Genomic DNA, 22,444 nt, shown 5'->3' on the forward strand with positions numbered 1-22,444 from the left:
CACCTCCTTCTCCGTTTACTGTATCGTATTCACCGGTCTGAAGCGACGTATGGGCGCACGCGTCATTTTGTCAACCAAATAGGCGGAACAGCTCGGCAAACTCCTTTTCCTTTTTCGTAAACCACTGCTCGATATAGCCTAAATTGCCTTGCACGCTTTTTAAAAACCCGTTGTTGAGTTTTTCGATTTCTTGCAGCTGTTTGTTGAAATCATTCCCCCATTGTTCAAACAAACGAATGAACTGCTCATGTCCTTCTTTTCTTGATGCAACCCACGCTTCGAGCGCTTTTTCCAGCTCTTTGCTCACACCTTTCCCCCCTTTCTTTCTGTTGTATGCAAAACCGGTGTCCGAAGGTGAAGGCGTTATCGTTCTTTTTTTCCTGCACCATATGGTAAAGTAAAGATGAACGATAACATGAAATGGGGGAAAAAGGCATGCAAAACATCGAAACGAACGATCAGTTCACGGCGGCCATTTCTGGCAGCAAACCGGCTGTCGTCAAATTTTACACAACTTGGTGTCCTGACTGTGTACGCTTGAATATGTTCATCGATGACATCATCCGCGATTACGGGCAATACGACTGGTTTGAGATCGACCGTGATCACTTTCCGGAACTTGGCGAGAAATACCAAGTGCTCGGCATCCCAAGCCTTCTTGTGTTCCAAAACGGAGAAAAAATCGCCCATCTGCATAGCGCCAACGCGAAAACGCCGGAAGAAGTGCGCGCCTTTTTGCAGTCGCTGCCTTCTTAGCCGCCTCTTCCCGGTCCATTTTGGAGCGGACACTCCCCGGGCGGCATGAATGCAGTCATTTTCGGATCATTGTTTTTTCCGTCTATACGGTCATAAAGAAGAGGTGTCCCGGTACGTTGCCTGGGACACCTTTTCGATCACAGAGCGCTTAATATTCGATCTCATCGTAATCTTTCGGCTGGCGTGTCAATTGCGGATCATCGAACATAAATTCAATCGAAATTTCCTCGTCGGTCGTCCGCGCCCGTTCGGGACGGCCATCTGTTTTCAGCTGAATTTGGATTTCCTCGTCCGTTGTTTTTGTCCGCTTATTTTCCATGATCTGATCCTCCCTTACCGCTCATTAATTTCGCAATAACGGCTCGACCTTTTGGATGAGCTCCGTCATTTTCGCTGCATTTTTTTCATAGACCGCTTTCGCCTCTTGCGAATCGGTTTGCAGTGCATACAATTCGAAGTCGGCTTGCACTTTTTTCATTGCCGCCAACAACAACTTTTTCTCTTGCGGCTCCGCCACTTGAATTTTGTCATCGTACAAATCAATCGTCAGCTGGCCATAGGAATCGACTTGGGCGAGGAAGACGTTTTCGACCGCCACCCCTTGTTTGTCAAGCTGTTCTTGCAGCCAGCCGCGGCCGAGCCCCATCGTCGCAAGCGGCTCATCCAAAATCATGCCGTCCATAATGACGGTTTGCGGCTCTTTTTCCCGCGGCGGGTTCGGAAATACATCGCCGACCGTGAGCGGCTGTTTTTCCCGCTTCAGCAAGACGTTGAGATCGCCGTTTGGTTCCAACAAGGCAAACTCCACGTCGGCCACACGAAACACGTCTTTTTTGCGCAGCTGTTCAAGCAGCTCGTCGACCGTGTATTTTTCCCTCTTTAAGTTTTCCTCTAAAATTTTGCCGTTTTTAATCAAAATGGTGGAATTCCCTTCGACAAAATCGCGGAACTTTTTATTGCGCAACGAAATGCGGGCGGCCAACACCGGAATGAGCGACCAAATTAAAATGCTCGTGATCCCTTCCTGAAGCGAAATCCCTAAATCGACGGACATTGTTCCGGCGATGTCACCGACCGTAATGCCGACAATATATTCGAAAAATGACAGCTTGGCCAATGGCTTTTTGCCAAGGATGCGAGTAATGATAAACAGTCCGATCAAAATACAAATGGAACGAATGGCGGCTTCTAACCATACAGGCATGGATCATGCTCCTTACTTTCCATGATATTGCGGCTCCTCAAACTCGAGCCGGCCAACGCGATCTTTCAGTTCAGCGATGATCTCCTCGGTTGTGAGCATCGCCTCATGAAACGTCCGCTGCGCTGTTTCGTCCTGGGATGTAAGCGCCAACTGCTGCAACCCGGCGTGAATCCCCTTTAAGCTCGCTAACGTTTGTTTTACTTGTGAAGCAACGGTCATATACGTCCCTCCTATCCTTTCGGGCGGAACAAAAGCGCCCCGATAAACCCGAAGACGATGGCGGCGGAAATGCCGGCGCTTGTGACTTCAAACATGCCGGTCAACACGCCGACAATGCCGTGTTTTTCCGCTTCTTGCATCGCACCGTGGACGAGAGAATTTCCAAAACTTGTGATCGGAATCGTCGCCCCGGCTCCGGCAAAATCAATCAGCGGCTCGTATAACCCGAACCCGTCCAAAATCGCCCCAGCGACAACAAGAATCGTTAATGTATGGGCGGGAGTCAACTTAAAGACATCCATTAAAATTTGTCCAATAACACAAATCAACCCGCCGATGACAAACGCCCAAAAAAACATGGCCAACACGCTACGCCTCACCTCCATACTCGATCGCCACCGCATGAGCGATGCACGGAATCGTTTCGTTTTGCTGAAACGACAACGGCGATAATAACGCCCCTGTCGCCACCGCTAAAATGCGCTTCAGCTCGCCGCGCCGCATCCGCTTAAGCAAATGCCCATAAATGACGACAGCGGAACAAGCCGCTCCGCTTGCCCCGGACAGCACCGGCTGACCGTCGCGGTAAATGAGCAACCCGCAGTCTTGATAGCGCTCCTCATCGAGCTCAATGCCGTGCTGACGAAGCAAATCGAGGGAAACTTGGCGCCCGATTCTTCCTAAGTCGCCCGTAACAATCAAATCGTAGTGCGATGCGTCAATTTGCATATCGCGCAAATGCGCTTCAATCGTATCGACCGCCGCCGGCGCCATCGCCCCGCCCATGTTGAACGGGTCGGCGAGCCCCATATCAACAACACGGCCAATCGTCGCTGCCGTCACGCGCGGTCCGTCTCCTTTCGGACTGACGATCGCCACCCCGGCTCCGGTCACCGTCCATTGCGCTGTCGGCGGCTTTTGGCCGCCGTATTCGGTCGGATAGCGGAACTGTTTTTCAACAGCGGCGTTATGGCTCGATGCGCCGGTCAAGATATAGTCTGCCCCGCCATAGTTGGTGATAAAAGCGCTGAGCGCCAACCCTTCCATCGACGTAGAACAAGCTCCAAAAACGCCGAGATACGATGGGCCGAGCGTCCGGGCGGCGAAACTTGTCGGCGTCATTTGGTTAATTAAATCGCCCGCAATCAGAAATTGAATTTTCTCCTTTTCCAATCCGGCTTTCTCCATTGCTTGAAACGCGGCTTCCTCAAGCAATACACGGTGCGCTTTCTCATACGACTCCTCGCCAAGCCACAAATCTTCATGCAGCAAATCGAAATCCTCAGCGAGGCGGCCGTTTGCTTCAAACGGCCCGCCGACGGCCGCTGTGGCAATAATCGCCGGCTTATTGGCAAACACCCACGTCCGATGCCCTTTTAACATTACAATCCCCCCCATTGTATGGCGATCGTTTTAATGAGGGCGACGACAAACGCGGCAAATGTGCCGAACAAAATGACGGAGCCGGCGAGCTTAAACATGTTCGACCCGACGCCGAGCACAAATCCTTCTGTCCGGTGCTCAATGGCGGCGGAAATGACGGCGTTTCCAAACCCGGTTACCGGCACAGCGCTTCCCGCCCCGGCGAATTGGGCGATCCGATCATAGACGCCGAGGCCGGTCAAAATCATCGAGATGAACACCATCGTCGCCACTGTCGGATTGCCCACCGTTTGCTCCGTGAAATCGAAAAAGTACATGTAAAAATACGAGATCGCCTGCCCAATTACACAAATGATTCCGCCGACAAGAAACGCGCAGGCACAGTTGCGGACGATCGGGCGCTTCGTTTCCCGTTTCTTTTCAAATAAGTGGTACTCCTGTTGAACCGGAGTTAACTTTTTCCGCTTTTCATTCGCCATAGTGACACCTCTTATGTCTGCTCTTTGCTCAACTTTTCAATGCGTCCGATTTCCCGGTTGACCTCTCTCCCATCCCAGCGTTTGTTGACCATCTTTGTTTTTAATTGCTGCGTTTTCCAAAAGATTTTCAAGTCGCTTGAGGAGATCACCTTATAGCCGGGAAACATCTGACGCAATCGGTCTTCAACGTCTTTTTCGATGTTCTTTCGGTTCCATCGCTGCATATGGGGAATTTGATACGCAACAAGCAGCCGGTCCCCGCTGTTGACCGCCACGACATCCCGGATGTCCTCGCGTCCGCGCAAATAAGCGGCAGCCCGCTCGGCCGGCCCTTGATCAAGCCTGGCTCCTTGTGCCGTCCCGGATGTTTGGGCCCGCATCAAATCCGCTCCTTGCAGCGATTGTTTTTGTTCAGTTTCCTCTCTCGCGCAGCCGCTGACTACCACGAAGGCGGCCATAGCTGCCAACCACCATTGTTTCATCGCCATCAACCCATTCGTTTTATGTATTTCTGTCAAGCGGGGAAAAGGTTGGCGTGCCGCCAACCTTTCCGCCCGAACCGCAACATTTGTCTCAACAAATGTTACTGTTGTTTATATTGTGGCTCTTCGTTTTGAATTTCTTGCACGCGCGAGTTCACTAAATCGATCACCGCTTGAGTTTGTTGGGCAGCTTGTTGGTAAAGCTGCTTCGCCGCCTGGTTTTCTGTTTGCAGCGCAAACGTTTCAAAGCTGGCTTGGGCGGTTTTTAGTCCAGCTAACGTTTGTTTTACTTGTGTAGCAACAGTCATGATTCGTGTCCTCCTTGTGTGGTGTAAAATTGGTGGTGACACTGATTAGAATGGTTTTTCGCCGTTAAATTATAATTGTCATTTACTGTAAAACAATCCACCTTCCTTTTCGCTTTTCAGACGCAAAAAGGGCGCCGTTGCCACAGGCGCCCTTGCCGTTTATGACTTTTTGTCGGTTTTGTCAGAATAACCGCGGCCGAGCGATGGGTTGTTTAAAATGCCGGCCATCACCAAAATGCTTAACAGCGCATGATACAGCTGCTCGTATTTGCCAAGATCGATATCGACGCCGAACGTCTCAAGCGCCAGCGCGGCAAACGACCCGACCGCAAGCCAAAGCCCGTAATTTTTAAAGCGCTCCACCGTTCATATCCCCCATTTGCTTCATGGCTAAATCCATGAGAACGGTCTCCGTTCCCCTTCGTCCCGATCATGATCCCCCTCGTCGCGTCCTTCTTCATCCCGTACATCTTCGATGGCTTCGATCTCAGCATCAGCACGATACGGGAACAGCCATGGATCGCGAATGCGTCTGCGCGGCACAATCACGACGTCATCGGCGTGAATGATCAGCTTATCGACGTGAATGACTTTTGCCTTTTTTCGATCTGACATGCCTAGCCCCCCTTCCTTTCGCCTAGTTGCACTGTTAGACTATGCAAGGAAAGGGAACGGAGTATAGGCGCCTCTCACGGCCTCTTGCTATTTCTTTACAATCGGCGGTCGGCCGCAACCGCATCCTCTCGGACGCCGCACGGGCTGAGTTGTTGAGGAAAGCACCCATGTCGTCGGTTTCGGCGGCGTTGGTTTCATCATGGCTTCATCCCCCTGTATAAAAAATGTATGGCTACTGCTATTGTATGGTCATGTAGGCCAAGGGTGCCTCTCATTTTTCTTTGCTTCGCTCCGGGCGGGGCGCAATAGCGTTTTCTTGCCTTAGTGTATGGAAAAACCAACTGTCCGGCCGTTCTTCCTTGTAGGCATCGCCCGTTTCTTCCGGTTGCGGTCGTTGTTGCAGCTGACGGCGAAGTTCGTCGTTTTGTTTCATCAGCTGTTTGATTTGTTCGTAGCGCTGTTCGCTTTGATACGCTAATTCCCGTAAGACAATATTTTCCGCTTCCACCTCTTTCAACCGGCGCTCTAGCTCGGCAATGTGTTCAATCAACCGTTGTTCATCTACTCCTCTTTTCTCCGTATTGATCGTCCCTTGTTTCTCTTTCATTCGTCATCTCCCCCTTTGTTTCGTCTCTGGCATGCGCGTGTCGGCAAAAAATCCGCATCTGTCCCAACACATTTACCCATGTCGTTCATAGTATACAGTAGTCCCAAACCATCAGGCGTTGGGGAATAAATGAACGATAGGAGGAACGAAGAAAATGGGCCATTATCACCGTCGCGATAAAGAAAAAGTATGCATCCGAACCCGCAAAGTTTACGACTGGGTAACGCGTCAAATTGATGTACCGTTACGAAGCTTCAGCGGCGACGATTTGGAAATGATTTTTCCACAGGCCAATTGCCAGCGGGAAGGAACAATTTGTGAATTTTTGTCAGGGCAAGCTATGGACCCGCAAGCGTTTACGATCCGCTGCTTCTTGACTGATGCTGAAGGAAATCCGATCGACCCAGTCGTGGACCAAAACGCGTTGATTTGCCAGGAAATTACGCAACCAAACGGCCGGCAGCCTGTAAACGTCACCCTTCCTTCTGGTGAAACCGTAACGCTGCAAAAAGTCAAGGCGCTCGTCAAAGGACACGTCGTCGTGCAAATCGTCAGCCCGACCGGCATGGTCATTTGCCAGTCGTCGCCAATTCCGTTTGCCACGGCGCAAACATTCATCTTATGCGCTCCAGAAGGCACGCAGCTCAATTGCCATATTTCTTTCTTCGAATGCGACACGAGCCTAGTTTGCACGGACAACTTTGCCCAGCTCGACGTTTCCATCACCTTGTGCCTCGAAGTCCAAATGGAAGCCGATGTCAAAATCGAAGTCGAAGCCCGTTTCTGCCAGCCGCGGGAAGAACTGGCTGAAGCCGTGCTCTGTCCGACGAACAAATTCCCGCCGCAATGCCCGGACGTATTCCCGGCAATGTAACGTCCTGCACCGTTCAGGCTGTTGTTCTTAACAACAGCCTTTTTTATATGGCATTTGCCCGCCGTGCATACATAAGATAAAAATGGAAGGGGTGGAAAGCAAGTGAAAAACACGAACGATGACCAACACCTCCGCCTGCAGCAGCTAATCATCCACTACCGATCGGAAGCTGCCTCATGCAAGCAACAGTTGCAGCAACTTGAAGCCGAACTAGCCAAGGAAAAAATGCGCAGCTCCTACTGGAAAGAAAAGTTCCGCGAAGCAGAAACGGTTAACGTGGAAACGTATGAGAAAAAAATCGCTGCCTTGGAACGCCAACTTTTGCTGTACGAAATCGCTTTGGAAGAGGCGGAACATAATCGCTCCGAATGGAAACAACCGACCGCCGAGCCGGCTGCCTCGGTGTTGGCGCTGTTCCACCATTCTGTTGTCATTCCACCGCAGCTTGACGAAGAAGACATAACCGTAATCGGCGATTTCATCATTCGCAACAGCGGGACAACGCCGCTTCACCATCTCATTGTCTGCCTCCGTCTCTCGCCGCCGAAAACGGCGGTGCTGAGCGGAAAAATTGTGCTGCCGCAAAGCGCCCGGGCTGAACAAGAACGGCTTGCCGCAAGCGGCGGAGAAAGCTGGACGTTCACACAAGAAAACTGGCGGGAAAAAGTGCGGCAAAACGGCGAATATTGGATCGCCCCGCTTCATGGCACCCCGCTTGAACCCGGGGAAGAGAGGCGCTTTTCCCAGTTTGAAATCGCCGTCCGCCCGTCCGATAGCACCCGATCGTTGACTGTTGACGGCTTTGTGTATTGCGCCGAATTGCCAAAAGGCGTTCCCGCGGCCAACCATATCTCCATCCAATGGTAAACGGTTTGGCCTTCGTTTCGCGCCGCCCGGCGGCGCGCTTTCTTTTCTTGGCCGGTCTGCTCTTAGGCCAGCTTTCTCCATCCAGGCGATCAACAACGCCCCCATGGTGGTGTCCCTTGTAAAGCCGCTATGGGCTTGCGATAGCTTCCATGTCCCTCTGACTGATCACGGTGTGGGTGGACGTTGCCTCTTTATGACAGCCATTTGCCGACGACGGTCTCAATGAGTGCTGCCCCTCCGGCAACGGCAAGCAACACGATAAGCGGTTGAAAAACGGACGGCCAAAGCATGACACCGGCGTAACAAAACGCTGCACACCATATTCCGGTGCACCAGTGGCAGCTTAGCAGTTCGCCGATCCAGCGCCGCAGTCCACCGCCCTTCAAAACAAGAAATACTTCTTTTCTTCCATCGGGAAGCTCCTCTTCAACCCATTCATGGAAAGGCCGGCGCAGCCAGTTCGTGATCGCATCATACACGACAAGTCTCGTCAGACGGAAGCTGGCCAAACAAAGAAGGATAAACGAAAACGGACCATCCATATTCCTCTCCCCTTTCCGCTGCCATAGTGGCCAAAAGGGGCACCTTTTCCCCTTCGCCTCATCTAGCGGCGGGCGAATTCGTCTTCGTGCGGACGTTTACCCAAACGCTCTCCTACGCCAATCATATGATGGAGTATAGGTTTTTAACACAAGAGACAAGAAAGGAGGCGACATGATGTATCATGTATTTTTCGACCGGCGGCCGGCCCGCTCCCGCCTTTCCCATGCTCTTTACAACCAACTGACCACCTTGCCGCCCAACACGGAAGTGAACGTGCATACCGCCAACGAGACGTATTACAATGCGCTTTTTCTCCGTTTCGAGCCGCAGACGAACACCGTTTCACTGTTGGTTGACCGTTTTTATGAAGACGGAGGGCGTCCGCTCACCCTCAATGCGGCTGCGATCACCGCCATTGATCTCCCTGCTTCCATGCGGCCGGCTCCGTCAACGAATTCAGATGACGAAGACGAATAAACGTGGGAAACAGCGTCGTCGGCTGGCGTTCGCACAGCGCAGCCGGCGCTTATTTTTTGGCGATGGCGTTTTCCCATCGGTTAGTGCGCTTGTCTATACCAACTCTCTTTCTTTTACATACACTTTTACTAATCGACAACTGCGCTAGGAGGAACTGACTTTGGCTTCGAAACGATCTCGTCTGTTATCCGACGTTTTAAGCGTTTTAAGCAATTACGGCCTATCGAAAACCGAGACTGATATCATCGGTGAGCTGAAGGAGGAAAAGGTATGGCTTGTACAAAACAAAAAAACGGGCAAACGGTATGTACTCAAGCGTCTAAATGAGGATAAAACCAATTTCCCCATCTTGCTTCATTCCAAACTGTATGAAACAGGCTTTCATGTCCCGGAAATTTTCCAAACCAAAACAAAACAATATTACGTTCACCGAAAAAACAGTTATTACTATTTGATGGATTATATCTCCTTAAGCGAAACAAGACCCTCTTTCCGGCAGCGAATTGAAGGGCTGGCCCGCTTCCATGCCGACAGCCTGTTTCCTGACTGGATCGGCTCCCACTCCCCTTCCTTTCCGAAGTCGAAGGAGGTGTTGCACGCACACCGTCAAAAAGTCGCGCAATTGCAGGAGATGGCGAAGGCTGCTAATGGAACTGCGCTTTCTCATATAATGAAACAGATGGCGCAACTGGCCAACCAGAGCTACGTACTGCTTGAAAAAAGTGATTTAGCCGACTTTTGCCTTGAGGCAGCGGAACGAAAAGCCATTTGCCATGGAGATTATAACAGCAACAATCTTTTATTAGCGGAGAACGATAACGTGATGATGATCGACTTTGACCGCGCCTACTACGGCCTTCCGCTTGACGATTTTCGTTTTTTGCTCATTTCGTTGACGAAAAATCCAAAAAACGATGTAATCAAGAGACTTGAGCCATTATTTGACCTGTACTTCTCCATCTGCTCGCTGTACGCTCCGTATAAAAACGTCTACTTAGCCGACGCCATGTTTCCGCACGTGTTTTACAGCGAAATGGCCATCGTTGAAAAACGAAAGCAGACGGCAAAGAACCGCTCGTCTTTAGACTTGCTCACCCGTCTCGCCGAGCAGGAAACGAAAAAATTCGCTTTTTTGTCCGATTTATTCAAAAGCGAGGGATCAAGAACATGAAACAAACGATCGCCCACTTTATCCATGAAAAAATGAAAATTAACCAACGCTTTATTTACAACCAAATGGTTCATCTAAAAAAATATCGGTCGATCATTATCGGATCGTTCGCTGATGACGGCAGCCACCCGTTTCCTCTTGTTAATTATTATCACCTCAACGATATCAACAATTTCGGCCGTTTCGTCAAAGAACAAAATATCGTAGCCATTCATGCTCATCACGGCAAACACGCCATTGAAATTCTCCCGCTTTGCATCACCCATCGCATTCCGCTTGTCGTCAGCATCCGCGGCCGCGACGGCTCCGCCAAAGGCAACAGCCTGCGGCGCAACCAAAAGCGGTATAGCCTGCTCAAGCAGCACGGGGCACTCTTTCTCCCCGTCTGCCGTTACCTAGCCGATGAACTTGTTACGCTAGGGTTTCCATCGGAAAAAATTCATGTCCTCTATGGCGGCATTGAACTCGATTTATTTCCGTATCAGGAACGGACGATCCCGGAACATGGGGACATCGTCATTCTTTCGATCGGCCGGCTCGTCGAGAAAAAAGGCTTTTTAACGCTCGTGCGCGCTTTTCAACGCGTGCACGCGAAACATCCGCGCTGTCGTCTTCGTATTATCGGCAGCGGTAAAGACGAAGAAAATATCCGCCGGCTCGTCAACGAGCTCGGATTGACCCCATTTGTTGAATTGCCCGGGGCTATGGATGCAGCCGCTATCGCGCAAGAAATGAACCGCGCCCACCTGTTTTGCCTAGCGAGTGAGACAGCCTCTGACGGGGACATCGAAGGCATTCCGAACGTGCTGAAAGAGGCGATGGCAAGCGGGCTGCCGGTCATCTCGACGAATCACGCCGGCATCCCTGAATTGATCGAACACGGACGCACGGGCTACCTCGCACCGGAAAAGGACGACAAAGAGCTGGCGAACGGCATCCGCTTTTTTCTTGAACATCCGGGACAGATTCCGTCGTTTACAAAACGGGCGCGCAAAGTGATCGAACAGCAGTTTGACGTCGCCAAACAAATTAAAGAGCAGGAACGGTTGTACGATTGGCTAAGAAAAAAAACCAGGTAGTCTTTACCTGGTTTTTCCTGTTCCGAACGGGAACTCCCCCGCTTCCAAGCGCAGGCATAGGCGGGGGAGCGTTCAACGTTCTTTCCAAACGGCCGAAAGCAGTGACATGTAACCGTCAGCCGTCCCGATGTCAAACCGTGTTCCGGCGATGAGTTTCCCTTGGCATCCTTCCTCGGCCGCCAGGCGACGGATCGCCTCGGTCAATTGAATTTCTTCTTCCCCGGGGCTTGGCAGCGTTTCTAAATATGAAAAAATGGCCGGTGTGAACACGTAGCGGCCGATGACAGCCAAGTCGGATGGCGGATTGGTTTTTGGCTTTTCCACCATGTCGGTGATGCAGTACGCGCCATTGTCAAGCGGCTCGCCGCGGATCACGCCGTATTTGTGCAACTCGTTTCTCTCCACTTTATTTAAACCGACCACGCTTTGTCCGCACCGCTCATAATGCTCAATCAGCTGACGAATGGCCGGAACCCCTTTATGCAAAACGATATCATCGGGCAGCAACACGGCAAACGGCTCACCGCCGGCAAACGACTTGCCAAGCCGGACGGCATCCCCCAATCCCCTCGCGTACGGCTGGCGCGTATAATAAATTTGGCCGGAAGGGATAAACTCCTCTTTTAACAAATGTGTCTTGTTCCGCCGTTCCAAAAACGCCTCGAGCTCTAAAGAGCGGTCAAAGTAGTCGACGATTAAACTTTTCGCCCGCGAGACAATAATGAGCAGCTCCTCAATTCCCGAGGCAAACGCTTCTTCCACAATATATTGGATCGCCGGCTTGGCCCCGACAGGGAACATCTCTTTCGGGATGACTTTCGTCACCGGCAATCCTCTTGTCCCATACCCGGCCGCGGGGATGATCGCTTTTTTAACCATGACTTCCCCCCCTTGTCTTCTATATCTTTATCGTATTCGCTTCCAAATGGCACGGAAGGTTGTCCATGGAAAATAGGCCGTCTGATTTCCAGCGTTTTAGGCGCTTGCCATGTGGCAAACAAAGGTTGTCCGTTAATACGCTATAAAAGCCGGAGATTTCGCGAAGGAGGCCTATTAGCATGAACATCTGCATCATCGGCGCTGGCTACGTCGGACTGACCACCGCAGCCGTCCTTGCTGAACTTGGGCATGAGGTGCATTGCATCGATCATGATGAACGGAAAATCCGTCTGCTCAACAACGGGAAAATCCCGTTTTATGAGCCGGGGTTAGAAGAGTTAATTACAAAAAACTGCAACTATTTAACTTTTAGCGGCCGCTGGGATTATATCAAACGGGCGGCCGTCATTATCATTTGCGTCGGCACCCCGCCGCGGCCGGACGGCAGCGCTGACTTGCGCTATATCGAGGCGGTGCTCGACCGCTTAGCCGCAACGATCGAATCGTACAAAACGATCGTCACGAAAAGCACTGTCCCGCCGGGAACGAATGAATGGATGCGCGCTGAGCTCGCCCGGAAAGGGGTGAAGCCGCATTTGTTCCGCATCGTATCCAATCCTGAGTTTTTGCGGGAAGGATCAGCCGTTTATGATATGCTTCACCCGGACAAAATCGTCGTCGGCCTTGAACCGGACGACGATCGCTCGCTCGCTGTCGTGCAGTCAATGTATGCCGGCATCGATGCGCCTTACGTTACGACAAGCCTAACCGGCGCCGAACTGATCAAATACGCCGCCAACGCCTTTTTGGCAGCAAAAATATCCTTTATCAACGAAATGGCACGCATTTGTGACGCATTTGCCGCCGATATCAACGATGTCGCCCGCGGGATCGGCTTCGATCCGCGCATCGGTCCACATTTTTTGCAAGCCGGCCTCGGCTATGGCGGCTCCTGCTTTCCGAAAGATGTCAAGGCGCTTGAACATGCAGCGCGCTCGCGCCATGTCGAACCGCATCTGCTGCGCGCAGTGCAGACAGTCAACGCCACCCAGCTTGACGTTTGTTTCAACAAGTTGAACAAAGAGCTGGCCCCGTTAGGCGGCAAAAAAATTGCCGTACTCGGCATCGCCTTTAAGCCGAATACAGACGATACCCGCTTTTCTCCTGCCGAAGCGCTCATCCGGCGGTTAAGTGAGGCGGGCTGTATGGTCGCCGCCTATGACCCGAAGGCGACGCTGCCAGCGCCGCTCGCCAATGTCAGGCAAGCACAGTCGGTGCACGAAGCGATCCAAGGGGCCGATGGCTTGGTCATCGCCACTGACTGGAAGGAATTTTGTACGCTTGACTGGGCAGAGGTAAAAGCGATCATGAACGGAACACTCGTCTTTGACGGTCGAAACTGCTTGGACCGCCGCGCTGTCGAAGAAAGCGGTTTACGCTATATGGGGGTGGGACGGGGATGAACATTCTCGTTACCGGAGCGGCCGGATTTATCGGCTCCCATTTATGTGAAAAACTGCTCGAAGATAACCGACACCGGGTGATCGGCGTTGACGGCTTTATCGGCCCGACACCGGCGCCGCTCAAGACGAAAAACGTCGCCCCGCTGCAATCCCATCCGCGGTTTACATTCGTTGAGACCGATTTACTGACGGCCGACTTGTCGGTGCTGTTAGACGGCGTAGAAGCGGTGTACCATTTGGCCGGCATGCCCGGCGTGCGAACGAGTTGGGGAACGGACTTTGCCGCCTATGCAGTGCATAACATTTCTGTTACACAGCGGCTGCTTGAAGCGTGCAAAAACTTGCCACTCAAACGGTTTATCTACGCTTCGACCTCGTCCGTTTACGGCGAGCAAAGCGGCAAGCTGTCTGAAACACTCGAGCCGGTTCCGCTCTCTCCGTACGGCATCACGAAGCTCACTGGCGAGCATTTATGCCGCGTCTATTTCCGCGAGTTCTCCGTGCCGGTCGTCATTTTGCGCTATTTTACGGTTTATGGCCCGCGCCAGCGCCCCGATATGTCGTTCCACCGCTTTATCCGCCAACTGCTCACCGGCCAGCCGCTCACCGTATTCGGCGATGGAACACAGTCGCGCGATTTCACCTATATTTCCGATTGCATCGCCGGAACAGCAGCCGCGCTCGAACGGGATCACGTAGTCGGGGAAACGATCAACATCGGCGGGAAAGAACGGGCATCGGTGAATGATGTGATTCGCTTGCTTGAAACGCTGACCGGAAAAAAAGCGACTGTCCACTATACACCCGCCGCCCGCGGGGAGCCGAAACAGACATGGGCCGACTTAACAAAGGCAAGGCAGCTGCTTGCATACGAACCGACCGTCACGCTCATCGATGGGTTGCAAAAAGAAATTGCCTACATCCGTTCGTTATACAAGGAGGCCCAGACATGAACATCGCTTACGTCTGCACAGAAAAGCTGCCTTCGCCGGCCATAAAGGGCGGTGCCATTCAGGTGATGATTGACGGCATCGCCCCGCTCATAGCCCGCCGCCATGAACTGACCATTTTTTCCGTAGCCGACCCGCTCTTGCCCCCCGAAGAGACGGACGGAAACATCCGCTATATCCGCTTTCCGAAGCTGACATACGAAGCCGATGTGGCGCGTGAGCTGGCCGCAAACTGTTTCGACGTCGTCCATGTGTTCAACCGCCCTGCGCCGCTTGTCAATTACAAGGCGGCGGCGCCGCACAGCGCCTTTGTGCTGAGCCTTCATAACGATATGTTTTCGCCCTTGAAGATCACGGCAGAGCAGGCGGAGCGGGCGCTAAACGCCTGCACCTTGCTGACCGCTGTCAGCGAATACATCAAACGGACCGTGACGAACCGTTACCCCATCGACCCCCGGAAAGTAAAAGTCATTTATTCCGGGGTCGATCTTGCGCAATACATCCCCATCTGGACGGAAGAAGGCCAGCGCATCCGCCGGGCAGAGCGCCAAGCGTACGGGCTTGCCGATCAAAAAGTCGTGCTGTTTCTTGGCCGGCTCAGCAAAACAAAAGGGCCGCACTTGCTTATTCAATGCCTTCCATCCCTTTTGGCGCGCCATCCTGAAGCCGTTCTTGTCATCGCCGGTGGAAAGTGGTTTAGCGACAACAGCCGCAGCGAATATGTCGATTGGCTGCACGAGTTGGCAGCGCCGCTTGCGGATCGGGTCATCTTTACGAATTACATTCCGCACAGTCATATTCCAAAACTGCTCTTAATGGCCGACGTGTTTGTGTGCAGCTCGCAATGGCACGAACCGCTCGCCCGCGTCCATTACGAAGCGATGGCCGCCGGCATTCCAGTCGTAACGACCAACCGTGGCGGCAATGCCGAAATCGTTCGCCACGGACAAACAGGCATCGTCATTAGCGACTACGCCAACAGCCAAGCGTTCACTGGGGCGATCAGCTATATGCTTGAACAGAAAGAACACGCCCGGTACATGGCCGAGACGGCGCGGGCTATGGTAGAAGCGAACTTCCAATTTGAACACGTGGCCAGGCGCCTTGAAGCCGTCTACGAAGAGGCGCTTGCCACTCATCGGCGGCAAACAGCCGGCCTCTAACTGCCAAAGCGCTTACGAAAAAAGAAAGGATGCCTGCTAGCTGCGCGGCATCCTTCTCTTTATCCGATTGTAAAGATGTTTCCCTTTTGATGCCCCCTTCCTGCTTTCGGTTGGGGAACAAGGGCGGAAGAAATGGCAAACGAGACAGCCATGCGCCGCTTGGACGGTTTTCCTCTTTCTTGTTCTGCCGACTCATGTTGTGTTGGACGATTGGCGGCGACCTGCTTCCTCGATGGCTTCAGTTGCCCGTTTTCCCTCTCCTCCGTCCGCCGCTCCTGCCTTTCCTTCGCTTTCTGTTTCGGTCGGCTTTCTTTGTTCGGCTTAGCGAGACGCTTTTCCTTTTTGCGTCCTGCAATCGGCGCGAGCGGGACAACTGCTTCTTGCCCCTCTCCGGCCAGCTCGACAAGGATGGGCGGCAAGTCTTCCACTGTTTCCTCTTCCTCCTCGGCACCAAGCAACAGTTGCTCAAAAAACTCGTTATCTTCCACCCATCCCCATCCCATCGGCCCGGGCGGGGAAAAACGGAACGACTGTAAATCGAGCTTTGGAATATGGCTCAATCTCTTACACCTCCTTTACAAAAGCGATGGCAACGGTGTGCGGCGGAGTGCATCTTGTTTTGTCCGCTCAACCGTGATGACCGTCTGCAGCTCCCACATATATTTTTCATCTGACCAATTGTCTTTCGCCCCTAAATAATATTTGCGGGCGATGGAGGCAAACAAGTGCGGAAACAACAGCTCCGCCTCGAGCAGCCTGTACTGTTCGTCGGTGAGTGGATGGGCCCGATGGTACGCTTGCAGCAGCCGCGCGGCCAAGTCTTCATCCCACACCGCCATCTTTTTCATGACTTTATGAAGCAGCACTTGGATGTCGCGCACCGGCAAATCGATGACGACTGCCGGGAGATAGCGCATCATCATCGTCTCCTCCGTTTCGACGAGATGTGACAAAGAAATATCTTTATGAATAAACCCTGTCCACCGGTCCGGACCAGCTGTCCATGCGGCGTACGTATCGCTTTGTAGTTGATCGGCCGCTTCCTTGCCCGCAGCGAGCATCGCACCAGCCATCTCCGAAAACAAGGCGGAAAACGGATCATCGATAAACGAATCAGCCATTTTTTTATAGCCGGACAGCTCTTGCAGCTTCCATGTATACGCCTTGGGCCACTTTCCGAGCCGGTTTCTCTTTTTCGTCTTCGAACTTGGCGAAAACTGTTGTGAGGCGACATGGAACAAACCGAGAAATTCGAACACATTTTCAAGCTGTTCAACATCGTAATAGCCTACTTCCTTGCCGCTGATGCCATCATATAGCGCGTACGCCTGTGTCCCGCCGGCGACACACAACCCCCCGTTTTTCGTCCGGCATAACGCCGCAATCGGAAATTGCCGCTGTTGCAAATGACGGTGCGCCTCGGCATAAAACAACATTCGCTCCGGCGCCGCCTTCTGTTGGCGCAACACTTTCTCCCCTTCGTCTGTAGCAACCGTCCAGACGGTTTCTTTCGGCCGTATCGATTGAAGTCTGATGTCTTCGATTTTGCATGGATACAGTTCAAGTACCTTAGCAGCAATCCATTGTGACTGCAATCACTTTACCCCCTTTCTGCCCCGTAAGCGCGCAACAGCTTCGCCGCTACCGCTTCCCAGCTAAATTCGCGTTCCGCTTTCTGTCGCCCGTATTTGCCCATTTGACTGGCGGATGACAGATTGTCAAACAGCTTGTTAATGAGTGCGGCGTACGCTTCGGGATTTCTGAAATCATTGACAATATACCCGTTCCTTCCATTTTCAACCACTTCAGGATTTCCGCCGCGGTTGCTCGTAATGATCGGCAACCCAGCCGCCATCGCCTCATAATGAACACGGGCCAGCGGCTCTTGCCACTGTGACGGACAAACGAACAAATCCGCCATCGTGTACAGTTGCGAAATTTGTTCCGGCTTGACGAACTGAATGAACATCGCATTATTTTCGTACAGCGCTCCGAGTGTGTACAAGTAACGGACGTAGCTGTTCACCTCATTGGCGCCAAACCATTTCGAGCCGACGAACACCATCACTGCTTCTGGATGCTTTTCGGTGATTGACGGCAGTGCTTCAAGAAGCAAATGGGCGCCTTTCACTTTGCTTAACCGCCCGACAAACAGCACGACTTTTTTTCCCTCAAGCCCGAGTTCACGACGGACAGCCGCATTGATTTTTGCTCCTTGCGCTGTCCATTTCGGTTGGAACGTCTTTATATCGACCCCTGAATAAACGGTCGCTACTTTTTCAGCCGCCTCCGGAAAACGGTCGCAAATGGTCGTCCTGATATAATCACTCACGGTGACAATTTTTTGAACGGTATGAATGCAATCTATCCCTTCGGCATAAGAAATTTTATCATCGCGGAACATTTCATTATGGACACTCAACACAATGGCACTGTCCGGCGAAGCATCATGGACATGGCGAACCCATTGCGGCCGGTTGCACACATGAATAATGTCATACGTTTCCGTACGCAGATGGCTCGCCACTTCTTGCACATACGTCTCTTGGGCAAACCGTCGATAGGTCACCCCATTTTTGTTCCTTTCCTCATTTGGCAATTCACGGTCGCGAATCGACAACACAGTGACGTCGTGTTTTCGCGCCATGATCGCCGCTGTCGCATCGAGATAAATTTGTGTCGCTCCCCCCCGGATGGCCGGCACGGGCAGTTTTTCAGTCGCAATCATGGCGATTTTCATGAAAATCCCCCATCCTCTAGAAACATTCAGGCAAAAGCTTGTTTTTATATCATACGTGTACTCCTTTCCCCCTGTGCATCCCCCCAACGCAAACGGGCATCCGCCAATCGCCCTTCTAGATAATGAATCGGCTGGACGTTCGCCTGTTTTTTCATCTCGGGATAAACGGCTATAGACAGCCGTCGCCACCGGCCATACAGTAGAAAAAAAGGAGAAAGCAGGGACTGACGATGGCTGACCAAACTATCTATTCAACCGCGCCCCCAGCCGCCAATGAACGGCTCATCCATATGGCGCGGCTGTTGTTAAAGCAGTGGGACGTAGAAGCGAGGGCGATCGACGTCGTGCAAAGCGGACAAATGGCACTCGTCTGGAAAGTGCATACCGATGACGGGCCGAAATGCTTAAAGCGCATTCACCGTCCGGAGAAAAAGGCGCTCTTTTCAATTTACGCGCAAGACGTTTTAGCCAAAAAGGGGCTTTATGTCCCGCGCATCATTAAAACACGCGACCATCGCCTATTTAAAAAGTACGGACCGTTTTTATTTGTGCTGTACGACTGGATCGAAGGGACACCGTTTGATTTGACTGTCCGCGACGATTTGACTGCTATGATCAACGCCCTTGCCCACTTTCATGTGCAGTCAACTGGTTACGAACCGCCGCCTGGCGTTCCAGTGTTCAGCAAACTCGGCAAATGGCCGAAGCATTATATGAAGCGATGCCGGCAGCTCGAGGCGTGGAAACAGCTCGCTGCATTGGATCGTGATGACCCGTTTTCCCGCCTATATTTAGAGGAAATCGACCGCTTTATCGAAAGAGGAGAGGAAGTGTTGCAACAGCTTTTAGAATCGCATTACGAAGCGTGGGTTGAGCAACTAAAGAAACGACCGTCGCTTTGCCATCAGGACTATGGAACGGGGAACTCGCTGCGCGGGGAAGACGGAAACGTCTGGATCATCGACCTCGATACGGCTGCCTTCGACTTGCCGATTCGCGATGTCCGCAAAATGATGGCTCCGCTTCTTTTTGAAACAGACCGGCAAGGAAAAGCAAAAGCCGATATGGTGCTCGAGGCTTATGAGGCGGTGCGCCCGCTGGCAACAAAGGAAAAAAAAGTGCTGTTCATCGATCTATTGTTTCCGTACGATTTGCATGAGCTGGCGGTGGAAAAATATATTCGGAACGTGCCCCTCGCCGAGGCGGAACTGGCCGAGACAATGGCATATGAACAGACAAAATGGGAGGAAATCAGCAGGCGGCTCGCTTCGTTGTAGAAAAAACAAGCGTTCCCAAGCCGGCAGACGCGTTTGGGAACGCACTCAACCGTAAACCGGACCGGCGGGCTGCGAATGCGCCCCAAACAGCATGTATGCCCGCCGACTTCTTAACGTCTTGAACAACGGCAACTCGGCGAAAAGAATCATTTGATCAGGAAACGGCTCGTTCGGGGGGCATTTCTAGCGGATTACTGCACAAACCCGATCATCGTCACCGAAAGAAGCTGCGCGCGCTCGATCACCGTTTCTTTCCCTTCTTCATCGGCAACCTCTAGTTCGGCCGCCGTGCACCGTTTTAATACGCCTTCATAGCTTTGTTCTTTCGTGGCAAATTGGCATTTGAGCGGCGGCAAATGGGCGGGCAGCCTCGTTAAAAAAGCAAGCTGCTCATCAAGCGTCATCGCCTGAAACTCCTTTTTGCTGAAAAACGCCCTCTGTTCCTCCCCCTCCCTAACCTGTTCAGCGGCGTCGCCCGTTTCTTTCTGTCGGGGCCGGTTCGTCCATGTAAACGTTTCCTGCATATGCGCCGCGGCCCGCATGGCCTTTGGCTGCACAATATAAAGCAGCGGCTCCGTTTCTACGACCTTTTGTTTTCTCATACAGCTCCCCCTTTCTACCGCTTGCCTTATATATGTATGCCCCAACGCGCGAGAATTGCCCCTAGACGGACAAAAAACAGCCGCCCCGTTGGCCGGGGCAGCTGCCTCGTTGATGTTCAATATCCTAAAATGTGGTACCCAGAGTCGACATGAATGACTTCCCCAGTTATGCCGCGCGACAAATCGCTGAACAAAAACAGGGCGGCATCGCCGACTTCTTCTTGCGTCGTGGTGCGGCGGAGCGGGGCGCGCTCTTCGATTTGTTTTAAAATCGTATTAAAGTCGCCGACCCCTTTCGCTGACAGCGTGCGGATCGGTCCGGCGGAGATGGCGTTGACGCGGATGCCGTATTTGCCTAAATCGTTCGCCAAATATTTCACGCTCGCATCGAGCGACGCTTTCGCCACCCCCATGATATTGTAGTTTTGCACGACTCGCTCACCGCCGAGGTATGTGAGGGTGACGATGCTGCCGCCCTCGGTCATGAGCTCTTTCGCTTCGCGCGCCACCGCGGTGAGTGAATAGGCACTGATGTTATGGGCAAGCAAAAAGCCGTCGCGGCTGACATTCATATACTCACCGCTCAAGTCTTCCTTATTGGCATAGGCGATGCAATGGGCGACGCCATGGATGACGCCGACTTGTTCCTTGATTTGCGCAAAACATTGAACGATGTCTTCATCGTTCGCCACATCGCACGGCAGCAGGAGGGAGCGTTCATCCTCAAGCGTATCGACCAGCGCCCGCACCTCTTTTTCAAACCGCTCGCCGGCGTATGTAAATACGAGTCGGGCGCCGGCGGCGTGAAGCGAGCGGGCAATTCCCCAGGCGATGCTCCGCTTGTTCGCCACCCCCATCACGACATATGTACGTCCTTCCAATGATAATGTCATTCGTTCATCCTCCTAATTGTCATTTATTATTAGTACCAGGTGTTAATTCTATTATAGGATATGCCAAGGACGATGTAAATGCACCGGCGCCCTTTTCCCTCCGCTTTCTTGATGCCAGCGGCGGTTTTTCCCACTTTGCAAAACAAGCCGAATTCGTTAATATGGTATATGGTACATTTGAATGGAGAGGATCGTTCCATGGATCATGATCGTTTTTCCCAATCGAAGCTCGATTATCATTTGTTGTTCCTTTTATTCTTAATGGCCGTCGTCAGCGCCATCGCCATTCATAGCGCGGAACCGATGCTTCCTGAGAAGCTGCAAAACGTCAACTTTGCCTCCAAGCAGCTGCAATGGTACGCCGTTGGCGTAGTCGTCATCGCCTTGACGATGATTATCGACTACGATCGGCTCTTTCAAATCGCCTGGTATTTATATGGGCTTGGCATGTTGCTTTTGCTCGGGCTCGAGCTGAACGTTCCCGGAACTGTCACGATCAAGGGGGCGACAAGCTGGTACAGCCTCCCGGGCGGGAACTTCCAGCCATCGGAGTTAATGAAAATTTTCATGATTCTCGTTTTGAGCCGCATCATCGTCAATCATCGGGAAAAATATCCCGAACCCATGATCCGCGATGATTTCAAACTGCTCGGCAAAATCGCTCTCACCGTCCTGCCGCCTCTCTTTTTGCTCGCTAAACAGCCAGATTTGGGGATGTCGATGGTGTTTACGGCCATCACCGCCACGTTAGTCCTTGTTTCCGGCATCCGCTGGCGCATTATTTTCGGCATCGTCTTTTCCGGAGTAGCGGCTGTGGCGACGGTAGTCTTTATTTTCTTTTATTTTCCTGATTTCTTCCATCAATATATCATTAAAGAAGATTATCAGTTAAACCGATTTTACGGTTGGCTTGCCCCATATGAATATTCAAACGAGCAAGGATTCCAGCTCATCCGTTCGTTGATGGCCATCGGGTCGGGGGAGCTGTACGGAAAAGGGCTCGGCAATTTGCAAGTGTATTTGCCTGAGGCGCATACCGACTTTATTTTCGGCGTCATTGCCGAACAGTTCGGATTCGTCGGTTCGAGCATCGTCGTTTCGCTCTTTTTCCTGCTTGTTTACCGCATGGTTCATATCGCGCTTGAGAGCAACGATTTGTATGGCAGCTATTTATGCGCCGGCGTCGTCGGCATGATCACGTTCCAAGTGTTCCAAAACATCGGCATGACGATCGGGCTGTTGCCGATCACCGGGCTGCCGCTGCCGTTTATCAGCTACGGAGGAAGCTCGCTCGCCACGTACATGCTGGCGATCGGCCTTGTCTTAAACGTCCATTCGCGGACGCGGAAATTTATGTTCGCGAGCGACGAATAGCCGCTTGCCGATCATCGGCAGGCGGCTTCGTTTTTGCCG

At 52.2% G+C, this 22,444-nt stretch carries 30 protein-coding genes; 11 read left to right on the forward strand and 19 right to left on the reverse strand.

The window, feature by feature from the left end:
• Positions 1-70: 70 nt before the first annotated feature.
• Positions 71-307 (reverse strand): hypothetical protein, encoded by a 237-nt coding sequence (locus ACTVDO_RS04300; RefSeq protein ID WP_020958997.1) that lies wholly within the window; start codon positions 305-307, stop codon positions 71-73.
• A gap of 128 nt (positions 308-435) precedes the next feature.
• On the opposite strand from ACTVDO_RS04300, the gene ACTVDO_RS04305 reads away from it, so the two are divergent.
• A complete protein-coding gene (locus ACTVDO_RS04305) occupies positions 436-756 on the forward strand; it encodes a thioredoxin family protein (protein ID WP_020958996.1) in 321 nt (106 codons plus the stop codon).
• A gap of 148 nt (positions 757-904) precedes the next feature.
• Here the strand turns inward: ACTVDO_RS04305 and ACTVDO_RS04310 are convergent, their stop codons facing one another.
• The 11 genes from ACTVDO_RS04310 to ACTVDO_RS04360 form a co-directional block, all read right to left on the reverse strand.
• Positions 905-1,075: a hypothetical protein gene (locus ACTVDO_RS04310; protein WP_020958995.1), complete on the reverse strand. Its 171-nt coding sequence runs from the start codon at positions 1,073-1,075 to the stop codon at positions 905-907.
• A gap of 24 nt (positions 1,076-1,099) precedes the next feature.
• Positions 1,100-1,960, reverse strand: a complete 861-nt coding sequence (locus ACTVDO_RS04315) for a DUF421 domain-containing protein (RefSeq protein WP_020958994.1) — start codon at positions 1,958-1,960, stop codon at positions 1,100-1,102.
• 12 nt (positions 1,961-1,972) lie between these two features.
• Positions 1,973-2,179 (reverse strand): DUF1657 domain-containing protein, encoded by a 207-nt coding sequence (locus ACTVDO_RS04320; RefSeq protein ID WP_020958993.1) that lies wholly within the window; start codon positions 2,177-2,179, stop codon positions 1,973-1,975.
• 11 nt (positions 2,180-2,190) lie between these two features.
• Positions 2,191-2,547, reverse strand: a complete 357-nt coding sequence (gene spoVAE / locus ACTVDO_RS04325) for a stage V sporulation protein AE (RefSeq protein WP_020958992.1) — start codon at positions 2,545-2,547, stop codon at positions 2,191-2,193.
• Between the two features lies 1 nt (position 2,548).
• Entirely contained in the window at positions 2,549-3,562 is a 1,014-nt protein-coding gene (gene spoVAD / locus ACTVDO_RS04330; RefSeq protein ID WP_020958991.1) for a stage V sporulation protein AD, read from the reverse strand.
• Positions 3,562-4,041, reverse strand: coding sequence for a stage V sporulation protein AC (gene spoVAC, locus ACTVDO_RS04335; RefSeq protein ID WP_020958990.1), 480 nt, complete (start codon positions 4,039-4,041; stop codon positions 3,562-3,564). The genes spoVAD and spoVAC overlap by 1 nt, the downstream gene beginning before the upstream one ends.
• Before the next feature lie 11 nt (positions 4,042-4,052).
• Positions 4,053-4,529, reverse strand: a complete 477-nt coding sequence (locus ACTVDO_RS04340) for a YhcN/YlaJ family sporulation lipoprotein (RefSeq protein WP_023817513.1) — start codon at positions 4,527-4,529, stop codon at positions 4,053-4,055.
• Between the two features lie 95 nt (positions 4,530-4,624).
• Positions 4,625-4,831: a DUF1657 domain-containing protein gene (locus ACTVDO_RS04345; RefSeq protein WP_020958988.1), complete on the reverse strand. Its 207-nt coding sequence runs from the start codon at positions 4,829-4,831 to the stop codon at positions 4,625-4,627.
• Between the two features lie 159 nt (positions 4,832-4,990).
• On the reverse strand, positions 4,991-5,194 hold the full coding sequence (locus ACTVDO_RS04350) for a hypothetical protein (protein WP_020958987.1): 204 nt from the start codon (positions 5,192-5,194) through the stop codon (positions 4,991-4,993).
• Between the two features lie 27 nt (positions 5,195-5,221).
• A complete protein-coding gene (locus ACTVDO_RS04355) occupies positions 5,222-5,446 on the reverse strand; it encodes a hypothetical protein (RefSeq protein WP_020958986.1) in 225 nt (74 codons plus the stop codon).
• 271 nt (positions 5,447-5,717) lie between these two features.
• Positions 5,718-6,053, reverse strand: coding sequence for a spore coat protein (locus tag ACTVDO_RS04360; protein WP_020958985.1), 336 nt, complete (start codon positions 6,051-6,053; stop codon positions 5,718-5,720).
• 154 nt (positions 6,054-6,207) lie between these two features.
• Here ACTVDO_RS04360 and ACTVDO_RS04365 point away from each other — a divergent pair, with 154 nt between their 5' ends.
• Together ACTVDO_RS04365 and ACTVDO_RS04370 are read left to right on the forward strand one after the other, a co-directional pair.
• Positions 6,208-6,927 (forward strand): hypothetical protein, encoded by a 720-nt coding sequence (locus ACTVDO_RS04365; protein ID WP_020958984.1) that lies wholly within the window; start codon positions 6,208-6,210, stop codon positions 6,925-6,927.
• Positions 6,928-7,029: 102 nt separating this feature from the next.
• On the forward strand, positions 7,030-7,794 hold the full coding sequence (locus ACTVDO_RS04370; RefSeq protein ID WP_020958983.1) for a hypothetical protein: 765 nt from the start codon (positions 7,030-7,032) through the stop codon (positions 7,792-7,794).
• A 191-nt stretch (positions 7,795-7,985) separates the two neighbouring features.
• On the opposite strand, the gene ACTVDO_RS04375 is transcribed toward ACTVDO_RS04370, so the two are convergent.
• The gene (locus tag ACTVDO_RS04375; protein WP_020958982.1) at positions 7,986-8,336 is read right to left on the reverse strand and encodes a DUF1360 domain-containing protein; all 351 of its coding nucleotides are present in this window, start codon (positions 8,334-8,336) and stop codon (positions 7,986-7,988) included.
• A 172-nt stretch (positions 8,337-8,508) separates the two neighbouring features.
• Here ACTVDO_RS04375 and ACTVDO_RS04380 point away from each other — a divergent pair, with 172 nt between their 5' ends.
• From ACTVDO_RS04380 to ACTVDO_RS04390, 3 genes are all read left to right on the forward strand, one after another.
• Positions 8,509-8,814 (forward strand): hypothetical protein, encoded by a 306-nt coding sequence (locus ACTVDO_RS04380; protein ID WP_442901120.1) that lies wholly within the window; start codon positions 8,509-8,511, stop codon positions 8,812-8,814.
• 160 nt (positions 8,815-8,974) lie between these two features.
• Positions 8,975-9,985 (forward strand): aminoglycoside phosphotransferase family protein, encoded by a 1,011-nt coding sequence (locus ACTVDO_RS04385; RefSeq protein WP_020958980.1) that lies wholly within the window; start codon positions 8,975-8,977, stop codon positions 9,983-9,985.
• Positions 9,982-11,064: a glycosyltransferase gene (locus ACTVDO_RS04390; protein WP_020958979.1), complete on the forward strand. Its 1,083-nt coding sequence runs from the start codon at positions 9,982-9,984 to the stop codon at positions 11,062-11,064. Before ACTVDO_RS04385 ends, ACTVDO_RS04390 begins: the two co-directional genes overlap by 4 nt.
• 72 nt (positions 11,065-11,136) lie before the next feature.
• Here the strand turns inward: ACTVDO_RS04390 and ACTVDO_RS04395 are convergent, their stop codons facing one another.
• Positions 11,137-11,943, reverse strand: a complete 807-nt coding sequence (locus ACTVDO_RS04395) for a UTP--glucose-1-phosphate uridylyltransferase (protein ID WP_020958978.1) — start codon at positions 11,941-11,943, stop codon at positions 11,137-11,139.
• Between the two features lie 179 nt (positions 11,944-12,122).
• On the opposite strand from ACTVDO_RS04395, the gene ACTVDO_RS04400 reads away from it, so the two are divergent.
• From ACTVDO_RS04400 to ACTVDO_RS04410, 3 genes are read left to right on the forward strand one after another with little or no spacing between them, the layout of a single operon-like run.
• Positions 12,123-13,406 (forward strand): UDP-glucose dehydrogenase family protein, encoded by a 1,284-nt coding sequence (locus ACTVDO_RS04400; RefSeq protein WP_020958977.1) that lies wholly within the window; start codon positions 12,123-12,125, stop codon positions 13,404-13,406.
• Positions 13,403-14,359 carry an NAD-dependent epimerase/dehydratase family protein gene (locus ACTVDO_RS04405; protein WP_020958976.1) on the forward strand — a complete coding sequence of 319 codons (957 nt, stop codon included), beginning with the start codon at positions 13,403-13,405 and terminating at the stop codon, positions 14,357-14,359. The genes ACTVDO_RS04400 and ACTVDO_RS04405 overlap by 4 nt, the downstream gene beginning before the upstream one ends.
• On the forward strand, positions 14,356-15,519 hold the full coding sequence (locus ACTVDO_RS04410) for a glycosyltransferase family 4 protein (RefSeq protein ID WP_442901121.1): 1,164 nt from the start codon (positions 14,356-14,358) through the stop codon (positions 15,517-15,519). The genes ACTVDO_RS04405 and ACTVDO_RS04410 overlap by 4 nt, the downstream gene beginning before the upstream one ends.
• Positions 15,520-15,578: 59 nt before the next feature.
• Here the strand turns inward: ACTVDO_RS04410 and ACTVDO_RS04415 are convergent, their stop codons facing one another.
• Genes ACTVDO_RS04415 through ACTVDO_RS04425 form a run of 3 tightly spaced genes read right to left on the reverse strand, consistent with a single transcriptional unit; the run spans position 15,579 to position 18,259 of the window.
• Positions 15,579-16,079 (reverse strand): hypothetical protein, encoded by a 501-nt coding sequence (locus ACTVDO_RS04415; RefSeq protein ID WP_020958974.1) that lies wholly within the window; start codon positions 16,077-16,079, stop codon positions 15,579-15,581.
• Positions 16,080-16,094: 15 nt separating this feature from the next.
• Entirely contained in the window at positions 16,095-17,114 is a 1,020-nt protein-coding gene (locus ACTVDO_RS04420) for a CotS family spore coat protein (RefSeq protein WP_020958973.1), read from the reverse strand.
• 5 nt (positions 17,115-17,119) lie between these two features.
• Positions 17,120-18,259, reverse strand: coding sequence for a glycosyltransferase family 4 protein (locus ACTVDO_RS04425; RefSeq protein ID WP_020958972.1), 1,140 nt, complete (start codon positions 18,257-18,259; stop codon positions 17,120-17,122).
• A 230-nt stretch (positions 18,260-18,489) separates the two neighbouring features.
• Between ACTVDO_RS04425 and ACTVDO_RS04430 the strand changes: the two genes are divergently transcribed.
• Entirely contained in the window at positions 18,490-19,536 is a 1,047-nt protein-coding gene (locus ACTVDO_RS04430) for a CotS family spore coat protein (RefSeq protein ID WP_020958971.1), read from the forward strand.
• A 191-nt stretch (positions 19,537-19,727) separates the two neighbouring features.
• Here ACTVDO_RS04430 and ACTVDO_RS04435 read toward each other — a convergent pair whose 3' ends face one another.
• A complete protein-coding gene (locus ACTVDO_RS04435) occupies positions 19,728-20,138 on the reverse strand; it encodes a CotO family spore coat protein (RefSeq protein WP_442901122.1) in 411 nt (136 codons plus the stop codon).
• A 116-nt stretch (positions 20,139-20,254) separates the two neighbouring features.
• On the reverse strand, positions 20,255-21,031 hold the full coding sequence (fabI, locus tag ACTVDO_RS04440) for an enoyl-ACP reductase FabI (protein WP_020958969.1): 777 nt from the start codon (positions 21,029-21,031) through the stop codon (positions 20,255-20,257).
• A gap of 198 nt (positions 21,032-21,229) precedes the next feature.
• Between fabI and ACTVDO_RS04445 the strand changes: the two genes are divergently transcribed.
• On the forward strand, positions 21,230-22,405 hold the full coding sequence (locus ACTVDO_RS04445; protein WP_020958968.1) for an FtsW/RodA/SpoVE family cell cycle protein: 1,176 nt from the start codon (positions 21,230-21,232) through the stop codon (positions 22,403-22,405).
• The last annotated feature ends 39 nt before the right edge of the window (positions 22,406-22,444 follow it).

Source organism: Geobacillus sp. BK01 (genome assembly GCF_052220245.1).
Lineage (GTDB): Bacteria > Bacillota > Bacilli > Bacillales > Anoxybacillaceae > Geobacillus.